The organism is Rothia sp. HMSC065B04, from assembly GCF_001812285.1.
Taxonomy (GTDB): domain Bacteria; phylum Actinomycetota; class Actinomycetes; order Actinomycetales; family Micrococcaceae; genus Rothia; species Rothia mucilaginosa.
In genome coordinates, this window is sequence record NZ_KV808408.1 from 535,976 (window position 1) to 561,227 (window position 25,252).

Below are 25,252 nucleotides of genomic sequence, written 5' to 3' on the forward strand. Positions count from 1 at the left end.
AAAACCGTGTACTAAATCTGTGCACCCAGATTAGGCGCCCAGTGCCTCCAGGCCGGGCAGGGTCTTACCCTCAATGTACTCGAGGGAAGCGCCACCACCGGTGGAGATGTGGCCGAACTGCTCATCCTTGAAGCCCAGGTTACGGACTGCAGAAGCGGAGTCGCCACCACCAATGATGGAGAACGCGTCAGACTCAACGATAGCCTGAGCCACTGCGCGGGTACCCTCAGCGAAGGGAGCAATCTCGAACACGCCAACGGGGCCGTTCCAGAAGATGGTCTTTGCGCCCTTGATCTTCTCAGCGAAAATCTCAGCGGTCTTGGGGCCAATGTCCAGGCCCTCAGCCTCTGCGCCCAGCTTGCCGCCGGTCAGGTCCTCAATCGGGCGAATCTCGGTGTTAGCGTCAGCGGAGAATGCGTCAGCCCAGACAACATCCACTGCGGTGATGATCTCGGTGCCCTTCTCGGGAGCTTCCTTCAGGTAACGCAGAACGTTGTCGACCTGGTCCTTCTCCAGCAGCGACTGGCCAACCTCGTAGCCCTGTGCGTATGCGAAGGTGTAGCCCATGCCGCCACCAATGAGGATGGTGTCAGCCTTACCGATCAGGTTGTCAATCACGGCGAGCTTATCGGAAACCTTAGCGCCACCCATGACCACAACGAAGGGACGCTCGGGATCGTTCAGGGTCTTAGCCAGAACGTCAACTTCCTTCTTCACCAGGTCACCCAGGTATGCGGGCAGGCGCTTAGCAACGTCGTAGACGGAAGCGTGCTTGCGGTGAACTGCACCGAATGCGTCGTTCACGTATGCGCCGTTCTCACCGGTCAGTGCGACCAGCTCGTCAGCGAATTCGCCGCGCTCTGCGTCGTCCTTGGAGGTCTCGCGTGCGTCGTAGCGGACGTTCTCAACGACCAGAACTTCGCCGTCAGCCAGGGCTGCTGCCTTAGCCTTTGCGTCCTCGCCTACCAGGTCGGTTGCAACCTTCACGGGCACGGATGCCAGCTCAGCCAGGCGTGCAGCTGCCGGTGCGATGGAGTACTGGGGGTCAACCTTGCCCTTGGGGCGGCCCAGGTGCGCGGTCACGATAACGCGTGCGCCAGCCTTGGCAAGCTTCTCAATGACGGGCAGGGATGCGCGGACGCGGCCGTCGTCGGTGACAACGCCGTCCTTCAGGGGTACGTTCAGGTCGGAACGGACGAGAACGTGGCGGCCTGCGACGCCTTCTTCGAGCAGTTCGGACAGTGCCTTAGCCATAGGAATTCCTCCTGGATAGGTGGGTTTATATACCGTTTCCATCATACCGAACATTAGGGTGATTGACAGCCTAGTAAATAGCTTTTATATGGTGTTTTTCCGCAGAATATCGCGGATATTCGCACTCTCTATCAGCTATTTTCTTACGGTATTTTTGACCCAAAAAGGGCGACGGAAAATAGTATGTTTATACATTTTGGGGTTTTATTAAGACCCTTTACACAGAGCCTTGGTACAGGAAACCCCGACTCCCCCGCTTAATGCGGTGGTGCCGGGGTTCACTATGCGTTAGTTACGCGGGGTGACGCTTACACTCAGTGAGCGTCGTAAGCCTATTGGGGCTTAGAGGGATGCCACAACCTTGTTGGTGAACATCACGAGGCGCGAAACGTAGCCGTACTCGTTGTCGTACCAAGCGATAACCTTCACCTGATCGCCGATGACCTTGGTCAGCGGTGCGTCGAAGACGGTGGAGATGGACTCACCCTCGATGTCCTTGGAGACGATGGGGTCCTCGTTGTACTTGATGATGCCCTTCATGGGGCCCTCAGCTGCTGCCTTGACTGCTGCGTTGACTTCCTCAACGGTGACCTCGCGCTCAGCGGTGAAGGTCAGGTCGGTGATGGAGCCGGTGATGGTGGGAACGCGGACTGCGAAGCCGTCCAGCTTACCCTTCAGCTCGGGCAGAACCAGGCCAACAGCTGCTGCTGCACCGGTGGAGGTGGGGACCATGTTCACAGCTGCTGCGCGTGCACGGCGCAGGTCGCGGTGGGGAGCATCCTGCAGACGCTGGTCAGCGGTGTATGCGTGGATGGTGGTCATCAGACCCTGCTTGATGCCGAATGCGTCGTTCAGAACCTTAGCCATCGGAGCGAGGCAGTTGGTGGTGCAGGATGCGTTGGAGACGATGTGGTGGTTAGCTGCATCGTACTGGTCGTCGTTCACGCCCATGACGAAGGTGCCGTCGATGTTCTTACCGGGAGCGGAGAGGATAACCTTCTTAGCGCCAGCCTCGATGTGTGCCTTTGCCTTGGTACCGTCGGTGAAGAAACCGGTGGACTCGAGGACTACGTCAACGCCCAGGTCCTTCCAGGGGAGGTTCTGGGGGTCACGCTCAGCGAGGATCTTGATTTCCTTGCCGTCAACAACCAGTGCGCCTTCCTTGACCTCAACCTCTGCGTTGAAGCGACCCATGATGGAGTCGTACTTCAGCAGGTGTGCCAGGGTCTCAACATCGGTGAGGTCGTTGATTGCGACGATCTCGAAGCCGACGCCCTCGGTCTGAGCTGCGCGGAAGAAGGTGCGGCCGATGCGGCCGAAGCCGTTGATTGCTACGCGTACGGTCACTGGAGTATCTCCTTGTCAGTGCGTTGGTGGCGGTGTACGAATCCGATGCCTTGTAGGCTCTGGTTTGTCGGATTCGTCCGTGCTCTATGTTGCCCGGTTCGTTCCGCCGTTGTTGGTAACAATCCTACCTTAGTTTGTGTGTGTTTTGGTGTGTTCCATCAAGAAATTTTTGTGAGTTGTGCCATAAAAATCGGCAAAAACCCGTTGTTTTCTGTTGTTTTACGTTGTGTTCGCCCCTAGAAAATGTTGCGATACGGTCAGGGCAACATAAACACACACGAAACACACATTTGCTAAAAACCGCGCCATATCAAGGCAAAATCTGAGGGTAAAAAATACCCTTTCACCTGCGAATGGGTTTCAATGACACCCGATACGCTCGCACACGGTGCAAATTCTCACCCAAAAACAGACGACCCCAAAGTAAGACACACCACAGCCTTAAAGAGGGCTAAATACGCTCCCGATGTACAAATTTGCGCATATTTCGTGTCGCATTTCGTGTCGCCCGCGGCGCATCATACGAAAACACCGCACAAGAACACTGCACGAGTGCACTCGCAGACACACAACACGGGGTCAGCATGGGCACATCGGAAGGCGGCTAGTGCACGATCCTAATAAACGACCAGCGCCACAGCACCCAAACCCGAATGAGCCGACAGCACCGGCGGTAACGCACTCACCAAAAACTCCGGCGCCGAAGAGTCGGCAGCATCATGAACGAGGGAGCTCTCCCCCAGCATCTGCTGAACCTGCTCATACAGCTGCACCGCCTGCGCCGCGTTGCCCACATGATGTACCGCAACCACCTCACCGCGCGGGGTCGCAGTAAGAGAAGAGTTAGCAGGGGCGGCGGCAACAGAGCTTGCGGAGGCAGAGTTGAGCGCCGCCGCATGCTGATGCTCACGGCAGGTCTGCACGGTCACCTCCACCAGGCGCTCCAGGGCGCGCGCCGCAGTGCGGGGGCGCTCCACATACGCCAGCTTACCCTCGGTAATCGTGCCAATCGGCTTAATCTGGAACATCTGCCCCACCATCGCCAACGCCGGGGAAACACGACCACCGCGGCGCAGAGCATCCAGGGTCGGGATATAGAAGTAGAGCGTGGACTGCTCGCAGACGGACTGAATATAGTCCACCAGCTGCGCCGCAGTTGGATAGTCAGGGCTCGGATACTCAGGGTTCGGATTCTCAACGCGCAAGCCTGCGGAGGCAGAGTTCAGCACCTCCAGGGCGCGCACCACCGCATGACCGTAGGCGCCCGCGACCGTGCGGCTATCCACCACGCTCACGCCCTTAGAACCCAGGCGGCTCAGGCGGGCACCGGTGCGTGCCGCCTCCACCGTACCCGAGAGCTCACCGGACAGATGCACCGACACCACATGCGTAAAACCTCGCGACGCCAACTCGTCATACACATCAGCAAACACGCCCGGTGCGGGCCCGGAAGTGCTCACCGTCTGACCCATCACGTGCGCAAGCATAATTGCCTCGTCCACCTCGGCGGCGGTCAAGTCCTGCAGTTGACGGTCCGGCTCACCGGGCGTGCGAATAGTCACCGGCATCGGAACCAGCACAAAATTACCGCAAGCGCTCAGGCGCCGCACGAGCTCCGGGTCAAGGGCGGCGGCGCTATCGGTTACCACGGCAATGCGGTTCTCTGCTTTATTCTCTCGCTCCATATTCCGGCCCTTCTTCCGGTTCGTCAGTGCGTGATTCGATGACGAACCCTCTCCTAGCGTTCCCTGAACATTATGGCACTCATCACTACCGCAGTACAGCAAAGCCCCGCCGCACCTCCAGATTCGTTCCGTTGAACGAGCCGAAGCCACAGCGGGGCTTGTACTTTATCTAAGAAACTTCTTTATCTAAAAAGCTTAGATTACGATGTTCACGAGCTTAGGCGCACGCACAATCACCTTGCGGATCTCGGCGTCACCAATCGAACGCTGAACAGCGGCATCCGCCAGAGCCAGCTCCTGAAGCTCCTGCTCGGAAATATCCTTCGCAACCTCCAGGCGAGCCTTGACCTTGCCCTTGATCTGCACGATAGCGGTGACGGTGTCATCCACCAGCAGAGCCGGGTCAACCTCGGGGAAGCCCGCGGTCAGAACCGGGGTGTCGTGGCCGAGAGCGTGCCACATGTCCTCAGCGGTGTACGGTGCGTACAGAGACAGCAGAATAGCGACAGTCTCAGCAGCCTTACGAACAGCCGGGTCAGCCGCACCAGCACCGGAGTCAATAGCCTTACGGGTAGCGTTCACAAGCTCCATGGTCTTAGCAACAACCACGTTGAACTTGCCGTTATCCAGCAGGCCCTGAACCTCGTGCACGGTGCGAGCAATCAGCTTCTGCAGCTCCAGGTCACCGGTGGTTGCGTCAACGCCGGGTTCGCTGGCGACGTCCTGAGCCACGCGCCATGCGCGAGCCAGGAACTTCTGCGAACCGGACGGGGAAACATCCGCCCAGTCCACGTCATCCTCGGGCGGGGACGCGAAAATCATGGTGGTGCGGATAGCGTCCACACCGAACTTGTCGAGCTGCTCGCCCAGGTTCACGCCGTTACCCAGCGACTTGGACATAGCCTTACCGCCGTTGAGCACCTGGCCCTGGTTCATGAGCGCTTTGAACGGCTCATCGTGCTTGATCAGACCCAGGTCGCGAACAACCTTGGTGAAGAAGCGTGCGTACAGCAGGTGCAGAATAGCGTGCTCCACACCGCCAACGTACATATCGACGGCACCCCACTCGCTCATAGCCTGCGGGTCGAAGGGGCCCTCATCGAAGTTCGGGGAAACGTAACGCAGGAAGTACCAGGAGGAGTCCACGAAGGTGTCCATGGTGTCCGAGTCACGGCGAGCCTGCTTGCCGCACTCGGGGCAAGGCACAATCGCCCAGTCATCGGCAGCGGCAAGAGGCGACTGGCCCTTAGGAGCCAGCTGCTCACCGCGCAGGTTATCGGGCAGCAGCACCGGCAGCTGATCCTCAGGCACCAGAACCTCGCCACAATCCTCACAGTGAATCACGGGGATGGGGGTGCCCCAGAAACGCTGGCGGGACAGCAGCCAGTCACGCAGACGGTAAATGACCTTACCCTCACCGGTGCCGGCAGCCTCAACCAGCTCAATAGCCTTAGCGAGCGCCTCAGCCTTCGGCAGGCCGGTCAGCTCACCGGAGTTGATGAGCACGCCGTCACCAGCTGCGGCAACACCGCTGGTAGCCGGGTCCTCAGCACCCTCAACGTCCAGGACCTTCACGATGGGCAGGTCGAACTTCAGGGCGAACTCAAGGTCACGCTGGTCGTGCGCGGGCACAGCCATAATCGCGCCGGTACCGTAGTCAGCGAGCACGTAGTCAGAAGCCCAGACGGGCAGCTTCGCGCCGGTCAGCGGGTTAATCGCGTAGCGGCCGGTGAACACGCCGGTCTTCTCGCGGTCGGAAGACTGGCGGTCAATATCGCTCAGTGCCTTAATGTCTTCGCGGTACTGCTCCAGGGCAGCCTTGTGCTCGGGTGCCACGATCTGCTCGGCGAACGCCGCATCCGCAGCAACCACGATGAAGGTTGCACCGTACAGGGTGTCCGGGCGGGTGGTGAACACGGTGAAGGACTCTGCAGCCTGGTCCTCGGTCGCCTCAATCTCGAAGCGCACCTCAGCACCCTCGGAGCGGCCAATCCAGTTGCGCTGCATGAGCAGAACACGGTCGGGCCACTTGCCCTCCAGCTGCTCCATGTCGTCCAGCAGCTGCTGCGCGTAATCAGTGATCTTGAAGTACCACTGGTTTAGCGACTTCTTAGTCACGGTAGTACCGCAACGCTCACACGCACCGTTCACAACCTGCTCGTTCGCGAGCACGGTCTGGTCCTTGGGGCACCAGTTGACCATGGAGTCCTTGCGGTACGCCAGGCCCTTCTTGTAGAACTGCTCGAACAGCCACTGAGTCCACTTGTAGTACTCGGGGTCCGAGGTGTGCAGGCGGCGGCTCCAGTCAGCGGCAATAGCGTAACGCTTGAAGGACTCAGCCTGAGTCTCAATGTTCTTGTACGTCCACTCCTTGGGGTGAGTGTCGTTCTTAATGGCTGCGTTCTCAGCGGGCAGGCCGAAGGAGTCCCAGCCAATCGGGTGCAGAACATCGTAGCCGCACTGCTTGAAGTAGCGGGCGTTCATGTCACCAATTGCGAATGCCTCCGCGTGACCCATGTGAAGGTCACCGGAGGGGTACGGGAACATATCCAGCACATACTTGCGGCCCTTGGGGGCGTCACCGGTGGGCTGGAAAACCTTCGTTTCGTCCCAGTAGGGGCGCCACTTGGCTTCCATAGCGCGGAAGTCGTACGCATTTTCGTTGCGTTCGGTCTCTACCTGAGCAGACACAGCGATTCCTTAAATAAAGACAGGTTGATAAAAACTTAACCCTCCAAGTGTAACGCGAAACCTGCACCACACCAGAGTTGAGGCCGCACCGACTACCAAATGGACGGCACCACCCACCCGACCACCTGCGCAATCACACGCCCAACCACCGATGCGTCAGGCAGGTTTCAGAGCCCTTTCAGGCTTCTCCCCTAGAATTAAGAACGGGACTTTGCCGTCCCAGTACCCAACCCCCGAAAGGTACCCATGACCTCCACCGTTACCCCGGACTCCCCCAACACCTCAGTTCTTGAGGGTGTGCCCGGCCCGCTCATTCCCGGCACCCGCCACGACACCCTCATCGGTGACGGTGCGCAGGTGGTCATGACCCGCTACTGGCAGTACGGCAAAGGCATGAACGACGGCACCTTCCCTGAAGGCTCCTACCCCGTGCTGCTCGTGCACGGCTTCCGCGGCGACCACCACGGCCTGGAAATCATCGCGAACTACCTGCTGAAGCTCATCCCGAACGTCAGCATCATCAGCCCCGACCTGCCCGGCTTTGGCCGCTCCGCAGACCTGCCCGAAAGCGCCCCGGGCGAGGACAGCATCGACGCGTACGTGGCGTGGCTGAACGACTTCGTGGAACACACCAACCCCGCCCGCGAGGATGCACAGCCCCTGCCGCTGCACGTGGTCGGCCACTCCTTCGGCTCCATCGTCACCAGCGCCTTCGCCGCCGCACACCCGAACTCGCTCGCGCTCCTCTCGCTCATCAACCCGATTAGCGAGCCCGCCCTCGAAGGCAGCCAGCGCGTCGCCTCCCGCCTCGCCTCCCTTTACTACCGCGCCGGCGCGGCACTACCCGAAAAAATCGGCTACCCGCTCCTGCGTTCGCAGCTGATTACCCGCGCCTCCAGCGAAGTCATGATGCGCACCAAAGACAAGGCAATGCGCCGCTTCATCAACGGCCAGCACGCCGCCTACTTCGGCTCCTTCGGCTCCCGCCGCGGAGTGCTCAGCGCCTACGAAGCGTCCATTACGCACACCGCCGCCGAATACGCCGCCGCCATCCGGGTACCCGTGCAAATGCTCGTTGCCGAAGACGACGACCTGGGCACCCCCGAAACGGCTCGCGCCATGTACGCGACGCTGACCTCCCGCGACCTGCCCGCTACTTCGACCGGTGCCCGCGAGCGCCTGGACATGATCCCCGAAGTCGGGCACCTCATCCACTACGAAACCCCTCGCCGCGCCGCGGAACTCATCGCCGATTTCGCCGCCGGCCACTCAGGGAACGAGAAGTAAGGAACCAACATGAAACTCATGGTTGACGCCCGATACACCCGTATCGGCTTCCACGACGGCATCAGCCGCTACACCGCGTCCCTGCTGGGCGCGCTCAAAACCCTCATTGACACCGGTGACGAAGCCGCCACCGACCTCGACCTGACCATGATCATCAGCGACGAGCGTCAGCTGGAGATGCTGCCGGATTTGCCGCACGTGAAGATCAGCTCGCCCACCGGCCCGCTCGAACCGACCGCCTCGCTACAGCTGAATAAGTACGCGCCGGACGTGGTGTTCTCCCCCATGCAGACCATCGGCTCCACCGGACGCAAATTCAAGCTGATCCTCACCCTGCACGACCTGATCTACTACTCGCACCCGACCCCGCCCGGGTTCCTGCCCGCACCGGTGCGCGTGGGTTGGCGACTCTTCCACAAGACCTACACCCCGCAGCGCTTCCTGCTCAACCACGGCGACGCGGTCGTGACTGTTTCTGAGTCGACCGCCTCACTGATTCGTGAGCACGAGCTGACCACCAAGCCGCTGTTCGTGGTGCCCAACGCCCCGCAGCCCGGCAGCGTCGTCTCCCGCCAAACCGCGCTGGAACGCGCCACCACCCGCGAAGAGCAGCCCGTCAAGCACCTGGTGTACATGGGTTCGTTCATGCCGTACAAGAACGTAGAAACCCTGCTGCTGGCGATGCGTTCCCTGCCTGATTACCGCCTGCACCTGCTGTCGAAGATGCCGCCGCAGCGCCTGGTGCAGCTCACCGACGAGCGCCTCATCGGTGAGAACGTGGAGGTGCACAACGGCGTGAGCGATGAGGAGTACCAGCAGCTGCTCCGCCAGGCGCACGCGCTGGTGACTGCTTCCCGCGAGGAGGGTTACGGTCTGCCCGTGGTTGAGGCTCAGGCTGCCGGTTGCCCCGCGGTGATTAGTGACATCCCGATTTTCCGTGAGATTGCCCCGCACGCCGTGTTTGCGCCGGTTGACGGCGCCCCGGAGGCGAACGTCGCCGATTGGGTGAAGGCTATCCGCTCCCTGGAGGACACCGCCGTTCGTGAGCGCGTCATCATTGACGGCCTGTCGGATGTGCGCCGCTACTCCTGGCGCAACTCCGCGCTCAAGCTGCTGGAGGTCGTGCGCGGGCTCTAAGGCCTGCGTTAGGCAAAGAAATGCCGCCGCACTCCCCCGAAACTCGGGAGGGTGCGGCGGCATTCTCGTATTTAGTTTGTGGTCGCCGGGTAGCATATGTGGCTTGCGGTAAGGGAGTGCAAGGATGGCTTGCGACAAAGGTCTACAAGCGGCGGTTCTCTACACACTTCCTCCGCGCCGACGCAGGGAACCCGCCCTCGCAGAGCTCGGGCACCCTGAGGGCACATCCGGAAGGTGCAGCCTCACCGCATCACACCGGAGCAGAAATCCTTAGACCGTAGCAAAGCTACCGGTACGAGCCGCTTCCTTCGCAGCCAGCTCATCTGCATGACCGTACGCGTAGAAAATCTTCGCGTCATCCAGCTCAGCAAAACGAGCCAGGTAGCGGCACACCGCGCCACGCTGAGCCTTCGTCATCGAGGACAGCAGTACAGGGTCAGGGTGAGTAATGCCGTTGTCGCGGCTCGGTGCCGAATCGCCAAATTCCGGCTCGTAATCATAGGCAATATTGGTGAAGCTCATCGGCGAGAACCTTTCCTTAGGGCGTTTCTTAGTGGAGCGCCGCAACAATGCAGACGCTACCGGAGGCAACACCGCGAAAAGAACCTACGGAGATCATCGGAAGTCTCTTCGCAGTAGTGGTTGTGATACCTCTAAACTACCCAAGAGCTAATCAATGTTCAAGAACCATCAGGGAACGCCCCCATAGTGGACACGTCCCCGGTTGTCAGGAAGAAATCAGGGGCATCATAGCGGCATGGGACCGCCGAGTTCCCAACCGAACTAAAGCCCACCCGAAAGCCAATGTGAAAGCCAGCGTGAAAGCCAGCCCGAAAAGCAGAAATGCTGCCGCACTCACGAGGAGTGCAGCAGCATTTCCAAAGCTAATTATGCAGGCTACGCCATAGTTGCGTAGAGACCGCGTTCAGCATCCTTACGAGCCAGTTCGTAAGCGTGACCGTACGCGTAGAAAATCTTTGCGTCATCCAGCTCAGCGAAGCGCGCCAAGTAGCGGTAAACAGCTCCTCGTTCTGCGCTGGTCATATCGGAAAGCAACACGGGGTCCGGGTGCATGACGCCGTAATTGTGTACAGAAGCAGACCCGCCGCATGCAGGTTCGTATGCGGGGGCGATCATAGTCTGAGTCACCAGTATTCATCTTTCGTTGGTGCGCACGGTTGTGAAGCGTGCGCGAAGTTGAGTGATAGATACTGCCAACACCACCTCGACAAGCGCCGAAATAGTATCCGCAGTGCTGAATATATTACCGCGGATACGGAGACTACGCTAATTAGGAGCACCTAGAGCTACCATCAACCACTAAATGCACAAAGGTGCATAAAATGGCGGATGTGAGCCCCCGCCGAGCGAGACTAATCTACATCCCGTTCGCCTGTGCTGTACTGGTCTGGACTGCATAAGTTTGAGACGCGCCCTTCTCCCCTGCGCTCGCCACGGCTTCATCTTCGTCATCATCCTCGTCACCATCAAGGCCCAGAAGAGCCGTCACCATCGGCAAAGGATTGAACTCGCTCAGCTGACCCGTGCGGTCCACCTTGCGCATCATGAACGCACGCTGCAAACGCCGCTGAGTCCACGGCGAAAGCACCATCATCAGCAGCGCCTCCACCACAAAAATGCCGACCAGAATCCACAGCAGCAGATCCGAAGAACCCGCCTGCTCACGCAGCTGCTGAGCATCCGCCACCAGACGGTCAAAACCCTCCGAATGTAGGTGCGACGTATCAAGCCCCGTCAACGCGGACAGGCTCACCGGAGACGCCACATTCAGTAGCACCGACAGCATCAGCAGAAGCACCGCATACAGCCCGTAATGCATGGTGCGCATCCACTTCTTCACGCGCGCAAAACCGTGGTTCAGTTCCGCACCAATATCGGTGAAAGCCGCCGCCTTCTGCGCCTGCTCACCCGCCGGCATCATGTGCGGCACCAGGCGGTGCGCAAGCATCAACGGCACCGGCGAACACGCATCAAAATACTGCATGTGACTATTCACCGACGGGCCCGGTAGAGTCACAAAGCTGACGTCTACATCGGCGGGCTGAGTAATATTCGACCTGCCAATACTGTCACCACGAGCCGAAATCTCACACCGGTCAGCCACATCAAGATCCTGCAGCATCGGCGCGTAGGCGCGCACATACAGGTGGCAGGCGCTACGCACCGACATCATGAGCACCAGAATCAGCGCGCCCCAAAACGCCACGGAGGCGGCGGTCAGCTCAGGGACCGCGCCCTCAACACGCAACTGAGCCAGCAGTAGCATGAACACCGCGTACAGCATGAAAACGCCGTGCACGAAGAGCAGCGGAATCAGCCACTTCACGTAGGCGCGCGTGCCGTACGGGTTGACCAGGCGCACATCCGCCGGGGTGTTTGCCGAGGCTTTTGCGGAGGCGCTTTCCCGGGCGCTCTTGCGGCCAATACGCGCCCTACCTTTGAAGGCACCCGGCACGCTCGCAACCAGAGGCACCACGCTCAACGCCAGGGGCACCAGCATCGTATAGTGCAGCAGCGAACGGTACGGACCAAACAGCAGGGATGCCTCCACCAGCCAGGAGAACGCCGCAACCGCGCTCACCCACAGCAGCATGGCGCGGTTACGGTAGCCGCCCGCGGCATCCAGGTGCCCCGGAATGTCGTTGCGGTCACTAGCGATAATGCTAATCGGGACCACGCCACTACCCAGGCCGTAGAAGAAACGAATCGGCTTCTTACCCGCCGCCGCACGACGACGCAGCAACTCATAGCTCAAATACCCGCCCTGCGAATGAGCAATAATGCCCACCGTATCGCTACGGGAACTCAAATCGTCCAGCTGACGATCCAGACGCGCATAAATACGCTCCAAATCGCGCGACTCCGGGCTGGTTGCCGTCTGAATCAGCTGCGTCGGAATAGCCTTCATCAGCGCCCACAGCTCACGGGCACGACGAGCCAAAACCCAGCCCACAATACCCAGCCCGAGCACCGCCGCCAGACCCGTAAACGCACCCTGTGGAGTGCCCAGGGACGCCACAAAAGCATCACGGAACGTCATGAGCGCCATAGCCGCCAGCACCAGCCACAGCGCCACGTTCACAAACCGCGCCGTAGAACGCAACAGGTGCCCGGCACGCTCACGCCAGGTCGCGCCGGGGCGCTCATAGTAAAAGCAGAACATCAAAACAGCGGCAAAACCGACGCCAACCAGGGCAAATGCTCCTTCAACGGACGGTAATGCCTGGGCCGCCAGAAGCCCTCCTGAAAGAGGAGGCTACGGCGAGTGACCGTGCGAACCGGGCGCGGCTTCGGCTGAGGCAGGCGCGGAAGCTCAAGATTAGGCAGCTCGATGTTCGAGAAATCGATGTTCGGGAGCTCTACCTTGGGAAGCTCAATTTTCGGCAGCTCAATCTTAGGGAGCTCCACTTTAGGCAGTTCCACCTTGGGCAGCTCAACCTTCGGAAGTTCAATTTTCGGCAGACTGATTCTTGTAGATTCTTTGGACTCGGAGGCTTCGGCGGGTTCTTCCTGCGCGGAGTTCTCTTCAACCTGCGGGCTTTCCTCAACCGGGTCGGCTGGGTCAGCAGGGTACTCCGTGCGTTCAATCGTCAACGAATACGTCAACTCGCTGTGGTGGCTCAGCGGGTTCACCTCGGCGGCAAGCGGGAGGGTATCGCCGTCAGGAATCACCTCAACACGAACCCGCGCAGAAGCCTCCGCGGCGGGGTTCTCTTCGGAGAGCGCGACAGAATCCGTGTTCAGCGCCAGCAGAGTCTGCACACTATGCGCCACCGGCTTGCCAAAATACGCGAGCGTCTCGCCGTGATTCTGGTAGCCGATACCGTGAACCAGTAGCACCGCCGCATCATGGTGCTGGCCCTTGCGGTGCAGGGCACTCTTCGGATGCACAGAAGCATACTCAGCCAGCTGCCGCTGCTCACCGTCGGGCAGCGCACTACCCTTCAGCAGATGAGGCACCTTCGACATGCCTCTCACCTCCTCGCCTCTGCGCACAGCGCGCCCGCAAACCCGCGTGCCAACGCCCAACCCGGGGCAAAAACCGCCCCTCACTAGAACACTACAGCACGACTAGAAAATCACAGCACGTCCAGGCCGTCACAGCGAATCTGAACCGGCCGCTCCCCCACGTTCTTCTTCAACGCCGCAATCGTTGCACGCGTAGCACGCAACTCACGGGTCACCTGCTGAGCAATGCCGTACGAGAAAAACATCAGGGTACGCCAATCGCCCTGAACCGGCGCCTCCTCAGAATCCTCCTCAAGAGACTCCGACCAGGCAAAATACCCCTGATCCAGAGGAACCGGGCCCACAATACGCAACTGCTCACGCACCCGCTCCGGCAACGCAGAAGAACCCAAGAACTCCTCCATGAAGGCGCGAACATCCGCCTCCGCACCGGTCACCGCAGCCGTACGAACCGCCGGAGGCAGACCCGTCTGCGCGCGCTCCTCCAGCTCCTGACGAGCAAACCACGCCGGATCCCAACGCACCAGCGCCTGCTCCACCGGCGACGGCGAAGCAGTCGTCACCACCGTACCCTCAAGAGCCGCCGGACGAACCAACGCCGCCGCATTCAACCAGCGACGCAACGCCGCCTCCGGAGCACGCAACGAATCAAAACGAAGCATCTTATCGGCATCCAGAAGAAGCGCCGCCGCATAGCCGCCAAAAGCCACCGGCTCAGCACCCGGAGTCGCCACCACCAACGCAGGCTCAGGACCAACCGACGCCCGCACATGATCACCCGCCGAAGAAATCACCGGAACATTCGGGAACGCACGACCCAGCTCCTCAGCAGTACGAGTCGCACCCGCCGCCGAATAACGCCAATGCGTAAAACCACACTCAGAACAACGCCACTGCTGCGCCAAATGACCGCACCACGAACACGACGGAACCGACGAACCCGAAGCCACCGACAAAGGCCCACTACACTCGCCACAACGCGCCGGCATGCGGCAACGCTCGCACGAAAACGACGGAATATAACCGCTACGCGCCACCTGCACCAACACAGGACCACGCGCCAACGCCCGACGAGCATGCTCAAACGCCAGGTGAGGAATACGCGCCATCGCCGCCAACGGGTCACGCGCCAACTCAAACTCCGAACCCGTCGAAAAAATACGCGGCGAATAATCACGCACCAACGCACGCGGCGCACGCACATGAGACGCCCAGCGGGTACGCACCAGACGCGCCGCCTCACTACTCATGCTGAACCCGGCAAACAGCGCCGCAGTATTCTCAGCAGAAGCACGCAGAAGCAACACATCACGGGCATGACAATACGGGGCGCGCTGCTCCACCAGCGAAGAATCGCCGTCATCCCAGCACACCACCAGGCCCAGGTTCGCCACCGGCGCGTAGGCTGCCGCGCGGGTACCAATCACCACCGGCACCTGCCCCAAACGCGCCTTCACAAAACCGTGATAGCGAGTATGCGGAGTCGAATCAGAACTCAAACGCACAAACGAATCAGCGGGCAGACGCTCGGCGAGCGCCGCCTCCAGAAGATCCAGGTTCTTAGCGGTCGGAACCACCGCAATAGCGCCGCGACCACTGGCAGCAGCAGCCGCGAGTGCGGTCGCCAAAACATCCGCCCACGTGTGCTCCAGGTGACCGGGAAGAACCGTCATCACGGCGCGGGTCGCGGCACCGGCGGCAACATCTTCAATGAACTCCGCGCCGTTCTCGTAATCGGAGAAGACGGAGGCGGCATCCGGCGCGTCCGGGTTCAGCGCCGGCGGGTCCAGCACGAAGGGTGCGGGCGCGCCGGGGGTGGCAAGCCACGCGTACGGGTCGGTAGTGCTGGAGGTAGCGGAGGCGGTAGAAGGCTCAGATTCGGTGCTCTCGGAAGCCACATGCTCGGGAGCCGCGTTCTCGGGAGCATCGGAAGTGCTTACCGGAGCAGAATCACCCAAATACGCCGACTCGTAACCCGGCAGAAGGGGCGCGTACTTCTTATCCAGCGCGGCAATGCGCGGCGGCACCGCCAGGCGCAGCACGTTCGCCACCGTGGAGGCGTAACGGTCAGCAAGGGCCTCGGCAAGCGCAAAAATTTCGGGCGCAACAGAGGGCACACGCGACAGCACCGACTTGAGCGGCAGCAGCGAAGTGCGCGTCCAATCAGTCGTAGCGGCGCGCTCCTCAATGTAACCGGTCAGCTCGTGGCCGTTGAACAGCACGCGCACGCGGGCGCCGGGCACCGCATCCTCACTCAGCTCGGCGGGCACACGGTAATCAAACGTGCGGTCCACCTGCGGCAGGGTGCTATCCACGCGCACACGCGCCACAGGGTTCGGCACGCCGCTCGCCTCCAACTCGGCGGCAACGTTTACCGGCTCCGGGGCAGCCGGAATCAGGGCATCGCGAAGAGCAGGAAATCCCTGCAACAGGTCAAGCTGTTGCAGGGATTCCTGCTGAGCACCCAACGGTGCCGAAGAGTTCGATTCAGAACTGCTCTGAGTCACCCGAATCAGCGTGCTCCTCTACCCTGACAGATATTAGGAGGAGGACACTGCCGAACGCAGTGCATCCACGCGGTTCAGGCGCTCCCAGGTGAATTCCGGCTCGGTGCGGCCGAAGTGGCCGTGAGCTGCGGTCTTCTTGTAGATCGGGCGGCGCAGATCCAGTTCGTTAATGATTGCCAGCGGGCGCAGGTCGAAGACCTCACGCACAGCCTTCTCAATCTTGATCGGGTCGACCTTCTCGGTGCCGAAGGTTTCAACGTACAGACCGACCGGCGCTGCCTGGCCGATAGCGTACGCCACCTGAACCTCGGCGCGGTCGGCAAGACCGGCACCCACAATGTTCTTCGCAACCCAACGCATTGCGTACGCTGCGGAACGGTCCACCTTCGACGGGTCCTTACCGGAGAACGCGCCACCACCGTGACGAGCCGAACCGCCATAGGTGTCCACAATGATCTTGCGGCCGGTCAGGCCCGCGTCACCCACGGGGCCACCCTGAACAAAGCGGCCGGCGGGGTTCACAATGAACTTAGCGTTGGAAGAATCCAGCTCGACGCTGCCCAGAACCGGTGCGATAACGTGCTTCTCAATGTCTGCACGCAGGTCAGCCAGGTCGTAGCTTGCGGTGTGCTGGCTCGAAACAACGACGGTGTCCACGGAGACAGGCACGTTGTTCGAATCGTAGCCGAGGGTCACCTGAGTCTTGCCGTCGGGGCGCAGCTCGGTCAGCAGGCCGTCCTTACGGACCTTGGTCAGACGCTCAGAGAGGCGGTGCGCCAGCCAAATCGGGGCGGGCATCAGCACGTTGGTCTCGTTGGATGCGTAACCGAACATGATGCCCTGGTCGCCCGCACCCTGGCGGTCGTACTCGTCAGCAGCAATGCCCTGACGAACCTCGAGGGACTCGTACACGCCGGCGTTAATGTCCGGGGACTGCTCGCCAATGGACACGGACACGCCGCAGAACTCACCGTCGAAGCCGCGGGTAGAGGAATCGTAGCCGATACCCAGAATGGTCTCGCGCACGATGGAGGGGATTTCGACGTAGCTGGAGGTGGTCACCTCACCAGCAACATGCACCTGACCGGTGGTTACCATGGTCTCCACAGCAACGTTCGCTGCGGGATCCTGGGCAATAATGCCGTCAAGGATGGCGTCAGAAATCTGGTCACAAATCTTATCGGGGTGGCCTTCAGTCACCGACTCGCTGGTGAATAGGCGCAGATGGTTATTACTCACGGTTTCCACTCTACTGGTTGAGGGCGCGCGAAGATAGCGCGCTCGTAATGATGACGGTTTCCTTCAATTATGACACGTTTGTTAAGCGCCATTACGAGGCGGGGTGCTGCGTTCACACCCCGGGCGGGCCTTCACTCAGCGCCAGCCAGAGGATTAGGTCAGCGCCGCCAGAATCTTCTGAGCCAACGCCGGACCAATACCCGGCACCGCCGTCAGCTCCTCGGCGCTCGCCTGCTTAATCTGAGCCACCGACCCGAAGTGCTTAATCAGCGCGGCACGCTTCACCTCGCCCAAACCGGGCACCTCATCCAGGGCGGAGGCGACCATCGCCTTACCGCGCTTGGAACGGTGGAAGGTGATAGCGAAACGGTGCGCCTCATCGCGGATGCGCTGCACCAGGTACAGCGCCTGCGAAGTACGCGGTAGTACGACCGGGTAGTCGTCGTCCGGTAGCCACAGTTCCTCCAGGCGCTTAGCGATGCCGGCAACGTACACATCCGTAATGCCCAAATCGCTCAACGCGGCGGAGGCGGCAGCCACCTGAGGCGGGCCGCCGTCCACGAGCACCAGGTTCGGCGGGTAGGCGAACTTCGCCGGCTCGGGCGTGGAGGCGTCAATCTCGCCGGAGTGCACGGGGGCTGCTTCGCGCTCCGCCTGCTGCGCCAGATGCCTCTTGAATCGGCGGGTGATGACGTCGTACATACTGGCGGTATCGTCACGCGCGGCGTCGCCGGTAATGCTGTAGGTGCGGTAGGCGTTCTTTGCGGGCATGCCGTCCTCAAAGACAACCATGGAGGCGACCACGTTCGTGCCCTGCACATGCGAAATGTCGTAGCACTCGATGCGCAGCAGCGGGTCCGGTAGTTCCAGCGCTTCCTGCAGCTCCACGAGGGAGGCGCTGCGGGTGGTCAAATCGCCGGCACGGCGGCTCTTGTGCAGGGTCAGCGACTGGCGCGCGTTCTCGGCGACCGTCTTCATGAGCTCTGCCTTGTCGCCGCGCTGCGGGACGCTAATCTCCACGGGGCCGCCGCGCACCTCCGCCAGCCAAGACGCCAGTTGCTCCTTATTCTCGGGCTCCACCGGCACGAGCACGGAACGCGGAATATCGTAGCTGTTCAGGCTCTTCTCGGCGTCCTTCTGGGAGGCGAGGCTCGCCGCAATATCGCTGTACACCTGCGCAATCAGCTGCTCAATGAGCTGCGCGTCGGTGCTGTCGTTGACCTTCTCCACGATCCAGCCGCGCTGGCCGCGGATCCTGCCGCCGCGCACGAAGAACACCTGAACGGATGCCTCCAGGTCGTCCTCGGCGTAGGCGAACAGGTCGGCATCCACGGTCGCGCCGAGCACCACGGCGTTACGCTCAAACGCCTTAGTCAGCGCGGCAATATCGTCGCGAAGAATCGCGGCGCGCTCAAAGTCCATATCAGCGGCGGCGGCTTTCATTTCCGCGGTCAACTGGGCGATATGCTTCTCAGCGCCACCACCCATAAATCGGGTCAGACCGCGCGCCAACTCGCGGTGCTCCTCGGCGCTAATCTTGCCCACGCACGGCGCTGCGCACTTATCGATATAGCCGAGCAGGCAGGGTCGACCGCTATTCTTCGCGCGGTTAAACACGCCGTTCGTGCAGGTGCGCACCGGGAACACGCGCAGTAGCGCATCCAGGGTTTCACGAATCGCCCACGCCTGCGAATACGGACCAAAATAGCGCACGCCCTTACGGCGCTCGCCGCGAGTGACCATGGCGCGCGGGTACACGTCATTGACCGTAATCGCCAGGTACGGGTACGACTTATCGTCGCGGAACGCAATGTTGAAGCGCGGCGAAAACTCCTTAATCCAGGTGTATTCGAGCTGCAGCGATTCCATCTCGCTCGCCACCACGGTCCACTCCACGCTCGCCGCCGTATGCACCATTGCGTAGGTCTTCGGGGTCAGCGTCTGCGGGGACGCAAAATAGCTGTTGAGGCGGTTGCGCAAGTTCTTCGCCTTGCCCACGTAGATGACGCGGCCGTCGGCATCGCGGAAACGATAAACGCCCGGGTCAGTGGGGATTTCGCCGGGGGCGGGGCGGTAGCTGGAAGGCTCTGCCATGGGTACTTTCTCCTCGCTCTGCTGGGCTTTACGGCGGTTCTCTACGGTGTGCCTCTACGACGAGCCTCTGTGGGGCTACCGGGGGCATCTCAGACTCGCGCATACGACAAACCGCGCATCCTGCACCAAGCTCCCCCAATGCGCGGGGGTCGGTGCGTGAATGCGCGGTTTAAGTCTACGCGGTATAGGCGGCGAGTGCCCTAGCCTGCGTCACGTGCGGCTGAGGGCGAAACGTTGTACTCGTGCTTTCGTGCCTGACCGGACAGCTGAGCAATCTCATTCATGATCGTGTCGGTGGTGACGCGGCGCTGCTTGCCGGTCATCTTCTCGCCGGTCTTCTCAAAGTAGAGCGGCTTACCTACGCGAATCGTGAAGCGGCGCGGGTAAATCATGTTCGAGCCGGGCTTCTGCAGGCGGTCGGTGCCAATCAGACCGACCGGAACCACGGGTGCGCCGGTCATGTGCGCCAGCCACGCCACACCAATCTTGCCGCGGTACAGGTAGCCGTCGCGGGAACGGGTGCCCTCGGGGTAAATGCCGAAGACCTTACCTTCCTGCAGCTTCTCCAGGGCAATGTCGAGTGCCTTGAGCGATTCGGAACGGTCGGAGCGGTTCACGGGAATGATGTCCACGGCTTCGAAGAATGCCTTCATCATCTTGCCGCGCGGGCCGGGGGTGTTCACGTACTCAGCCTTGGCGAGGAACGCCACGCGACGCGGCATCATGGCAGAAATAATGATGGAGTCCAGGAAGGACAGGTGGTTGGAGGCGACAATCACCGGGCCGGTGGCGGGGAAGTTTTCGAGTCCGGTCACGCGGGCGCGGAAGACGGTGCGCAGGATTCCGGTGACTGCTTTCTGGGTGGATTTGTAGAGAAGCACGTGAACTCTCCTGAGGTGCCGATAGATTGCGGGCTGTGGCGGCGGTCCGCCGTGGATGCGGGGTGAGTGGCCCCTTCTGAATATACGCCGCCAAAGAGCACAAAATCTGTACTGCGGTAACCTGTGCCGCAAAAAATTTGTACTGTGTTTAGTAGCGTCGGGTTTTATTATTCCACACCCGAGTGTAGGCACGTGAGGGGTGCCGCGCTCCCCTTCCACATGCTGGGATGCGCCTCCCGCCCAGGTTCCTGCGAGTGCCCCGGTAGGAGCTCGAGTAGGAGCCTAAGCAAAAGCCCCGATTGAGGGAGTCTGCGCAGCTTCCGGACTGAAGCCCCTCCCCGTTACAGGCGGGGAGGTAGCACGGAAACTAAGGGTTCAACCTCAACGTAATATTTCAGGTTTTCCGCCTTATGATTACTGATTTCCCCGCCAAATAGCCGTGTCACATTATGACGCTACGTCAGCAAAGTTTCGTAAATGCGCATTTAATATGCAAAAATGAGAGCAGGGTGGGCTGTCGCACCTCCCTCAAGGACGATTCACCCTGAACATAGTGAGCCGCCCCTCCAGCGGATGTGCGTCGGGACCACTCCACCTACAAATTCCACGCACACTGGAGACATACACTATGGCTACAAAACCCGTCTCGCGTGCGCAGGCAGCAAAGATTGCCCGCCGCTCAGACACGGTCGGTGCCTATGCCGGAAAAGGCTGGGTACAGGCTGTTGCGTTTGTGATGCTCCTGGGCTTCACCATTATGGCAGTCCTTGCAATGCGCACCTACGCACTCTCCATGCCGCTCCCCGATAAAATCGTCGGCAACGACGGCAAAACCATCGCAACCCAAGAACAGATCCTGCACGGTCAGGAACTGTTCCAGGGACGCGGCCTGCAGCAGTACGGATCCGTCCTCGGCCACGGTGCCTACCTCGGCCCCGACTACACTGCAGAATACCTGCGCCTGACCACCGATGCTGCCGTCAAGGAGTACCGTGAACAGGGCAAGCAGGACCCCCGCGAACTCGTCAAGAACGAGTGGCGCAAGGAGAACAAGTACGACGAGCAGACTAAGACCATCACCTGGTCCGCTGGTGAGACCAAGGGCTACCAGCTCATGCTCAAGCACTACCGCGAAACCCTGATGAAGGGTGACACCTCGCAGGGCCTGTTCCCCCACGCCATTAAGAACGACGAAGAACTGCACGACATCGTCGCATTCTTCGGCTGGACCGCATGGGCATCGGCGGCAGACCGCCCCGACCAGCCCTACTCCTACACCAACAACTGGCCCTCCGAACCCAACGTGGACAACAAGCCCACCGCGGATCTGATGGTCTGGTCGGCACTCTCCCTGATTGCCCTCATCGGTGGTACCGGTCTGATGTTCGCCATCTACGGCCGCTGGTCCCGCGCTATCGGCTGGCACGCGGAAGAGGCACCCGTCCTCGACTTCCGTCAGCCCGACGAAGTTCGCCTGACTCCCTCGCAGAAGGCAGCCTGCCTGCTCTTCGCAACGATCCTGGTGCTGTTCCTGCTGCAGGCTCTGGTGGGTGCGCTCACCGAGCACTACCGTGAAGAACTCACCGGATTCTTCGGTATCGACATGGGCCAGTTGCTGCCCTACACGGTATCCCGAACCTGGCACCTTCAGCTCTCCCTCTTCTGGACTGCAGGCGCGTTCCTGGCGGGCGGTATCTTCATCGCCCCGCTGATTACCCGCCGCGAACCCAAGAAGCAGGGTCTGCTCACCTACGTTCTCATCGGCGCTGTGGTCTTCGTGGTCCTCGGCTCGCTGCTGAACGAATGGTTCTCTCAGAAGGGCCTCATCCCCAAGGAATTCACCGGCTTCTTCTCGCAGCAGTGGGAGTTCCTGGACCTGCCGCGATTCTTCCAGATCCTGCTCACCGCGGGTATGTTCATCTGGATCGTCATCGTCTGGCGTACCCTCTCCGCTCGCCTGAAGGGCTCGAAGAAGACCTCCCTGCCGTGGCTGTTCCTCTTCTCCGGCCTCGCCATCCCCATGTTCTACGCGGTCGGCCTGCTCGCAGGTCAGCGTACTCACGTGACCGTCGCCGAATTCTGGCGATTCTGGGTGGTTCACCTCTGGGTGGAGGACTTCCTCGAACTTTTCACCACCGTCATGGTGGCGTACATCTTCGTGCTGCTCGGCGTGGTCCGCGAGCGCATCGCGATCTCCATCATCATGATGGACGCCGTGCTCTACTCCGTCGGTGGTGTGATCGGTACTCTGCACCACACCTACTTCGTCGGTACCCCCTCCGAGCAGATGGCATTCGGTGCGTTCTTCTCGGCTGCTGAGGTTATCCCGCTGACCTTCCTGACCGTTGAGGCGTGGGGCTTCATGCAGCTGGGTGCTCGCCAGTACTCCAACCGCACCAAGCCTTTCCCGCACCGTTGGGCTGTTATGTTCCTGATTGCTGTGGGCTTCTGGAACTTCCTCGGCGCGGGTGTGTTCGGCTTCCTGATTAACCTGCCGATCGTGTCCTACTTCGAGATTGGTACGGCGCTGACCGCAAACCACGCACACGCATCCATGATGGGTGTGTACGGTATGCTCGCGATTGCGTTCGCGGTGTTTGGTCTGCGCTACCTGCTCCCTGAGGACAAGTGGCCTGAGAAGGGTCTGAAGTTCTCCTTCTGGACCCTGAACATTGGTCTGCTGTGGATGTCCTTCATCTCGCTGCTGCCGCTGGGTATTGCTCAGCTGTACAAGTCCGTGGGTGAAGGCTACTACGAGGCTCGTTCCTTCGCGTTCATTCACGACGGTGCTTCCGCCGTGATGGGTTGGATGCGTATGCCCGGTGACGTCATCTTCCTGGTCGGCATTATCCCGCTGATTAAGCTGGCACTGCTGGGTATCAAGGAGATCTTCTCCAAGAACGCTAAGGAAACCGTCCTGGAGCTGCCCGAACCGCCGCTGTACGAGGTGGTTGAGGACGCTCGCATCGCAGAGTTCGCCGGCGCTAAGGCTGCCGAGGAGCTGCCCGAGCAGACCAGCCCCTACCGTAGCGATCGTCGAGGCTAACCATGCCTGAGCAGATTGCTGGAGTTTCTTTCCTCGTGTGGCTGGCCTGCGTGTACGCGCTCGGTCTGGTCGCCGTGGGTTGGGGCTTCGATATTCTCGCCAAGCGCACCAGTCAGCGCATGGTGGCGGCGCGAACCTTCGGGTTCACCTACCACGAAGAGAGCGACGCGTGGCTCTGCCCCGAAGACCAGTGGCTGTGGGCGACCGCATTCGACTCGGATAACCGAGTGATGCGTTACCGCGCCAAGCCCAGCGTGTGCAACACCTGCCCGATTAAGGACAGCTGCACCGTCTCGGCGAACGGCCGCGAGCTCACCCGCGAAGTGGATGAATGGCCCTACTCCGAGTCGGGTCGTTTCCACCGCGGACTGGCGGTTGCTGTCTCGCTGCTGGGTGTGGTCATCCTGATTGGTGCCGCCATCGTCTGGCACTCCCCGCTGGAGCTTCTGGTGGAGGGTGCCGCCGCGGTGGTCTGCCTGTCACTGACCTACCCGCTGGCTGTGAAGCTCATGCGTTCCCCCGCGAACTTCGAGAACGATCCGAAGCATATTCACGCATCCACCGCTGACGAATCGGTGAACGTGAAGATGGACCGTTTCGCGGCGAAGTGGGGTGGCGTTTCGAATGAGCGTAAGCGCCGTACCGAGCAGACCCGCAAGCAGATGATTGCGGATGCAACCCTGCCGGTTCGTACCTCTGCCCTCGACCCGGACCGCCCCGCATGGAGCGGTACCGGCACCTCGGTTAAGCGACTGCACAAGACCACGAATGAGGTCCTGCAGGAGCAGAACCTGGCTGAGGTTGAGGCTGCCGAAAAGCTGGCAGAGCAGATGGCGAAGAAGTAGCGCTGCACAAGTTTTTCCGTTCCGGCGGCTGACCGGTTGATTGGTCCCGTCTGTTAGCTTCGGCGGCGACCCCGTGTGGATTTCTCTTTTATTCCTCTTTTGAGTTTTCCATGCGGGGTGCCGCTAAAGCACCGACCGCCGCGATGTGCGCCGGGACGGAAAATTCCCCTCCCCAAACTCCCTAAAACTTAGCCCGGTACCGGGCACCCCTACTACCTGCACCGTACGAGGCGCGGGCAGGTGGGCACACATACCGTCCTCCCCCAATATTTGTGAAGGAAAACCATGGATCCCGTCACTTTGGCAACTATCCTCATCCCAGTTGCCGTCATTGTTCTTTTTATTCTGATTCGTATGTTCCGCGTCATCCCCGAATACGAGCGTGGCATCTCTTTCCGCTTCGGTCACCTGCGTTCGGAGCTGAAGCCCGGCCTGAACGTCGTCTTCCCCCTCGTCGACTCCCTGCAGCGCGTTGATATGCGTGTCATCACCCTGACCATTCCCCCGCAGGAAGTCATCACCAAGGACAACGTTCCCGCCCGCGTGAACGCCGTGGTCCTCTTCCGCGTGACCAACGCCAAGAACGCCGTGCTTGAGGTTGAGAACTACCCGATTGCCACCAGCCAGATTGCGCAGACCACCCTGCGTTCCCTGCTCGGTCGCGTTGACCTGGACACCCTGCTCGCACACCGCGAGGACCTGAACGAGGACCTGCGTTCCATCATTGGTTCCCGCACCGAGCCGTGGGGTATTCAGGTGGAGCTCGTCGAAATCAAGGACGTTGAGATTCCCGAGGCTATGCAGCGCGCCATGGCTCGCGAGGCTGAGGCTGAGCGTGAGCGCCGCGCAAAGATCATTTCGGCACGCGGTGAGCTGGAGGCCTCCAGCGAGCTGAAGGAAGCATCCGACATTCTGAGCCAGTCCCCCGCTTCCCTGCAGCTGCGTTACCTGCAGACCCTGCTGGAGCTGGGTGCCGACCAGAACTCGACCGTGGTCTTCCCGCTGCCCATGGACGTGATTGGTCCGCTCGTGGGTGCACTCAAGGGTGAGAGCAAGTAGGCGCTTCTCCCCTAGCCTGACGCACTAGCCGCGGCGGCTGATTCGCAGCGGTTAGACATATAGAAATATCCCGTGCAGATGAGAGTATCTGCACGGGATATTTCTATGCCGAACATTCTTCGCGAAAGCTAGAAGGAAGGCGTTTGGCCCGCCGCGGGGGTTGGATGAGGTGGTTGCGACGGGCCAAACT

At 60.7% G+C, this 25,252-nt stretch carries 17 protein-coding genes; 5 read left to right on the forward strand and 12 right to left on the reverse strand.

Going from position 1 to position 25,252, the window contains the following annotated elements; translation table 11 throughout:
• Positions 1 to 30: 30 nt before the first annotated feature.
• The 4 genes from pgk to leuS form a co-directional block, all read right to left on the reverse strand.
• A complete protein-coding gene (pgk, locus tag HMPREF2845_RS05455; protein ID WP_049353121.1) occupies positions 31 to 1,254 on the reverse strand; it encodes a phosphoglycerate kinase in 1,224 nt (407 codons plus the stop codon).
• Between the two features lie 342 nt (positions 1,255 to 1,596).
• Positions 1,597 to 2,601, reverse strand: a complete 1,005-nt coding sequence (gap, locus tag HMPREF2845_RS05460; protein WP_012903599.1) for a type I glyceraldehyde-3-phosphate dehydrogenase — start codon at positions 2,599 to 2,601, stop codon at positions 1,597 to 1,599.
• 617 nt (positions 2,602 to 3,218) lie between these two features.
• Positions 3,219 to 4,286: a DegV family protein gene (locus tag HMPREF2845_RS05465; RefSeq protein ID WP_070634095.1), complete on the reverse strand. Its 1,068-nt coding sequence runs from the start codon at positions 4,284 to 4,286 to the stop codon at positions 3,219 to 3,221.
• Between the two features lie 195 nt (positions 4,287 to 4,481).
• Positions 4,482 to 6,983: a leucine--tRNA ligase gene (leuS, locus tag HMPREF2845_RS05470; RefSeq protein WP_371260515.1), complete on the reverse strand. Its 2,502-nt coding sequence runs from the start codon at positions 6,981 to 6,983 to the stop codon at positions 4,482 to 4,484.
• Positions 6,984 to 7,223: 240 nt separating this feature from the next.
• On the opposite strand from leuS, the gene HMPREF2845_RS05475 reads away from it, so the two are divergent.
• On the forward strand, positions 7,224 to 8,264 hold the full coding sequence (locus tag HMPREF2845_RS05475; RefSeq protein WP_070634096.1) for an alpha/beta fold hydrolase: 1,041 nt from the start codon (positions 7,224 to 7,226) through the stop codon (positions 8,262 to 8,264).
• A 9-nt stretch (positions 8,265 to 8,273) separates the two neighbouring features.
• The gene (locus HMPREF2845_RS05480) at positions 8,274 to 9,401 is read left to right on the forward strand and encodes a glycosyltransferase family 4 protein (protein WP_070634097.1); all 1,128 of its coding nucleotides are present in this window, start codon (positions 8,274 to 8,276) and stop codon (positions 9,399 to 9,401) included.
• Positions 9,402 to 9,671: 270 nt separating this feature from the next.
• On the opposite strand, the gene HMPREF2845_RS05485 is transcribed toward HMPREF2845_RS05480, so the two are convergent.
• The 8 genes from HMPREF2845_RS05485 to HMPREF2845_RS05515 all read right to left on the reverse strand — a co-directional run bounded on the left by HMPREF2845_RS05485 (position 9,672) and on the right by HMPREF2845_RS05515 (position 20,112).
• Positions 9,672 to 9,923, reverse strand: coding sequence for a DNA mismatch repair protein (locus tag HMPREF2845_RS05485; protein ID WP_070634098.1), 252 nt, complete (start codon positions 9,921 to 9,923; stop codon positions 9,672 to 9,674).
• Positions 9,924 to 10,298: 375 nt separating this feature from the next.
• Positions 10,299 to 10,550, reverse strand: coding sequence for a hypothetical protein (locus HMPREF2845_RS05490; protein ID WP_049327135.1), 252 nt, complete (start codon positions 10,548 to 10,550; stop codon positions 10,299 to 10,301).
• Positions 10,551 to 10,779: 229 nt separating this feature from the next.
• On the reverse strand, positions 10,780 to 12,588 hold the full coding sequence (locus tag HMPREF2845_RS05495) for an aconitase (protein ID WP_246824601.1): 1,809 nt from the start codon (positions 12,586 to 12,588) through the stop codon (positions 10,780 to 10,782).
• Positions 12,585 to 13,391: a hypothetical protein gene (locus tag HMPREF2845_RS09405; protein WP_246824602.1), complete on the reverse strand. Its 807-nt coding sequence runs from the start codon at positions 13,389 to 13,391 to the stop codon at positions 12,585 to 12,587. The genes HMPREF2845_RS05495 and HMPREF2845_RS09405 overlap by 4 nt, the downstream gene beginning before the upstream one ends.
• A gap of 110 nt (positions 13,392 to 13,501) precedes the next feature.
• Positions 13,502 to 15,898: a primosomal protein N' family DNA-binding protein gene (locus tag HMPREF2845_RS05500; RefSeq protein WP_070634099.1), complete on the reverse strand. Its 2,397-nt coding sequence runs from the start codon at positions 15,896 to 15,898 to the stop codon at positions 13,502 to 13,504.
• Positions 15,899 to 15,931: 33 nt separating this feature from the next.
• Positions 15,932 to 17,137: a methionine adenosyltransferase gene (gene metK, locus HMPREF2845_RS05505; RefSeq protein ID WP_005506182.1), complete on the reverse strand. Its 1,206-nt coding sequence runs from the start codon at positions 17,135 to 17,137 to the stop codon at positions 15,932 to 15,934.
• 153 nt (positions 17,138 to 17,290) lie between these two features.
• Entirely contained in the window at positions 17,291 to 19,231 is a 1,941-nt protein-coding gene (uvrC, locus tag HMPREF2845_RS05510) for an excinuclease ABC subunit UvrC (protein WP_070634100.1), read from the reverse strand.
• A gap of 200 nt (positions 19,232 to 19,431) precedes the next feature.
• The gene (locus tag HMPREF2845_RS05515) at positions 19,432 to 20,112 is read right to left on the reverse strand and encodes a lysophospholipid acyltransferase family protein (RefSeq protein WP_049359481.1); all 681 of its coding nucleotides are present in this window, start codon (positions 20,110 to 20,112) and stop codon (positions 19,432 to 19,434) included.
• Between the two features lie 628 nt (positions 20,113 to 20,740).
• Here HMPREF2845_RS05515 and HMPREF2845_RS05520 point away from each other — a divergent pair.
• From HMPREF2845_RS05520 to HMPREF2845_RS05530, 3 genes are all read left to right on the forward strand, one after another.
• Positions 20,741 to 23,158: a nitric-oxide reductase large subunit gene (locus HMPREF2845_RS05520; protein WP_070634101.1), complete on the forward strand. Its 2,418-nt coding sequence runs from the start codon at positions 20,741 to 20,743 to the stop codon at positions 23,156 to 23,158.
• 2 nt (positions 23,159 to 23,160) lie between these two features.
• Positions 23,161 to 24,003, forward strand: a complete 843-nt coding sequence (locus HMPREF2845_RS05525) for a transposase (RefSeq protein WP_070634102.1) — start codon at positions 23,161 to 23,163, stop codon at positions 24,001 to 24,003.
• A 285-nt stretch (positions 24,004 to 24,288) separates the two neighbouring features.
• Positions 24,289 to 25,062 carry a slipin family protein gene (locus HMPREF2845_RS05530; RefSeq protein WP_005506196.1) on the forward strand — a complete coding sequence of 258 codons (774 nt, stop codon included), beginning with the start codon at positions 24,289 to 24,291 and terminating at the stop codon, positions 25,060 to 25,062.
• Positions 25,063 to 25,252 lie beyond the last annotated feature (190 nt).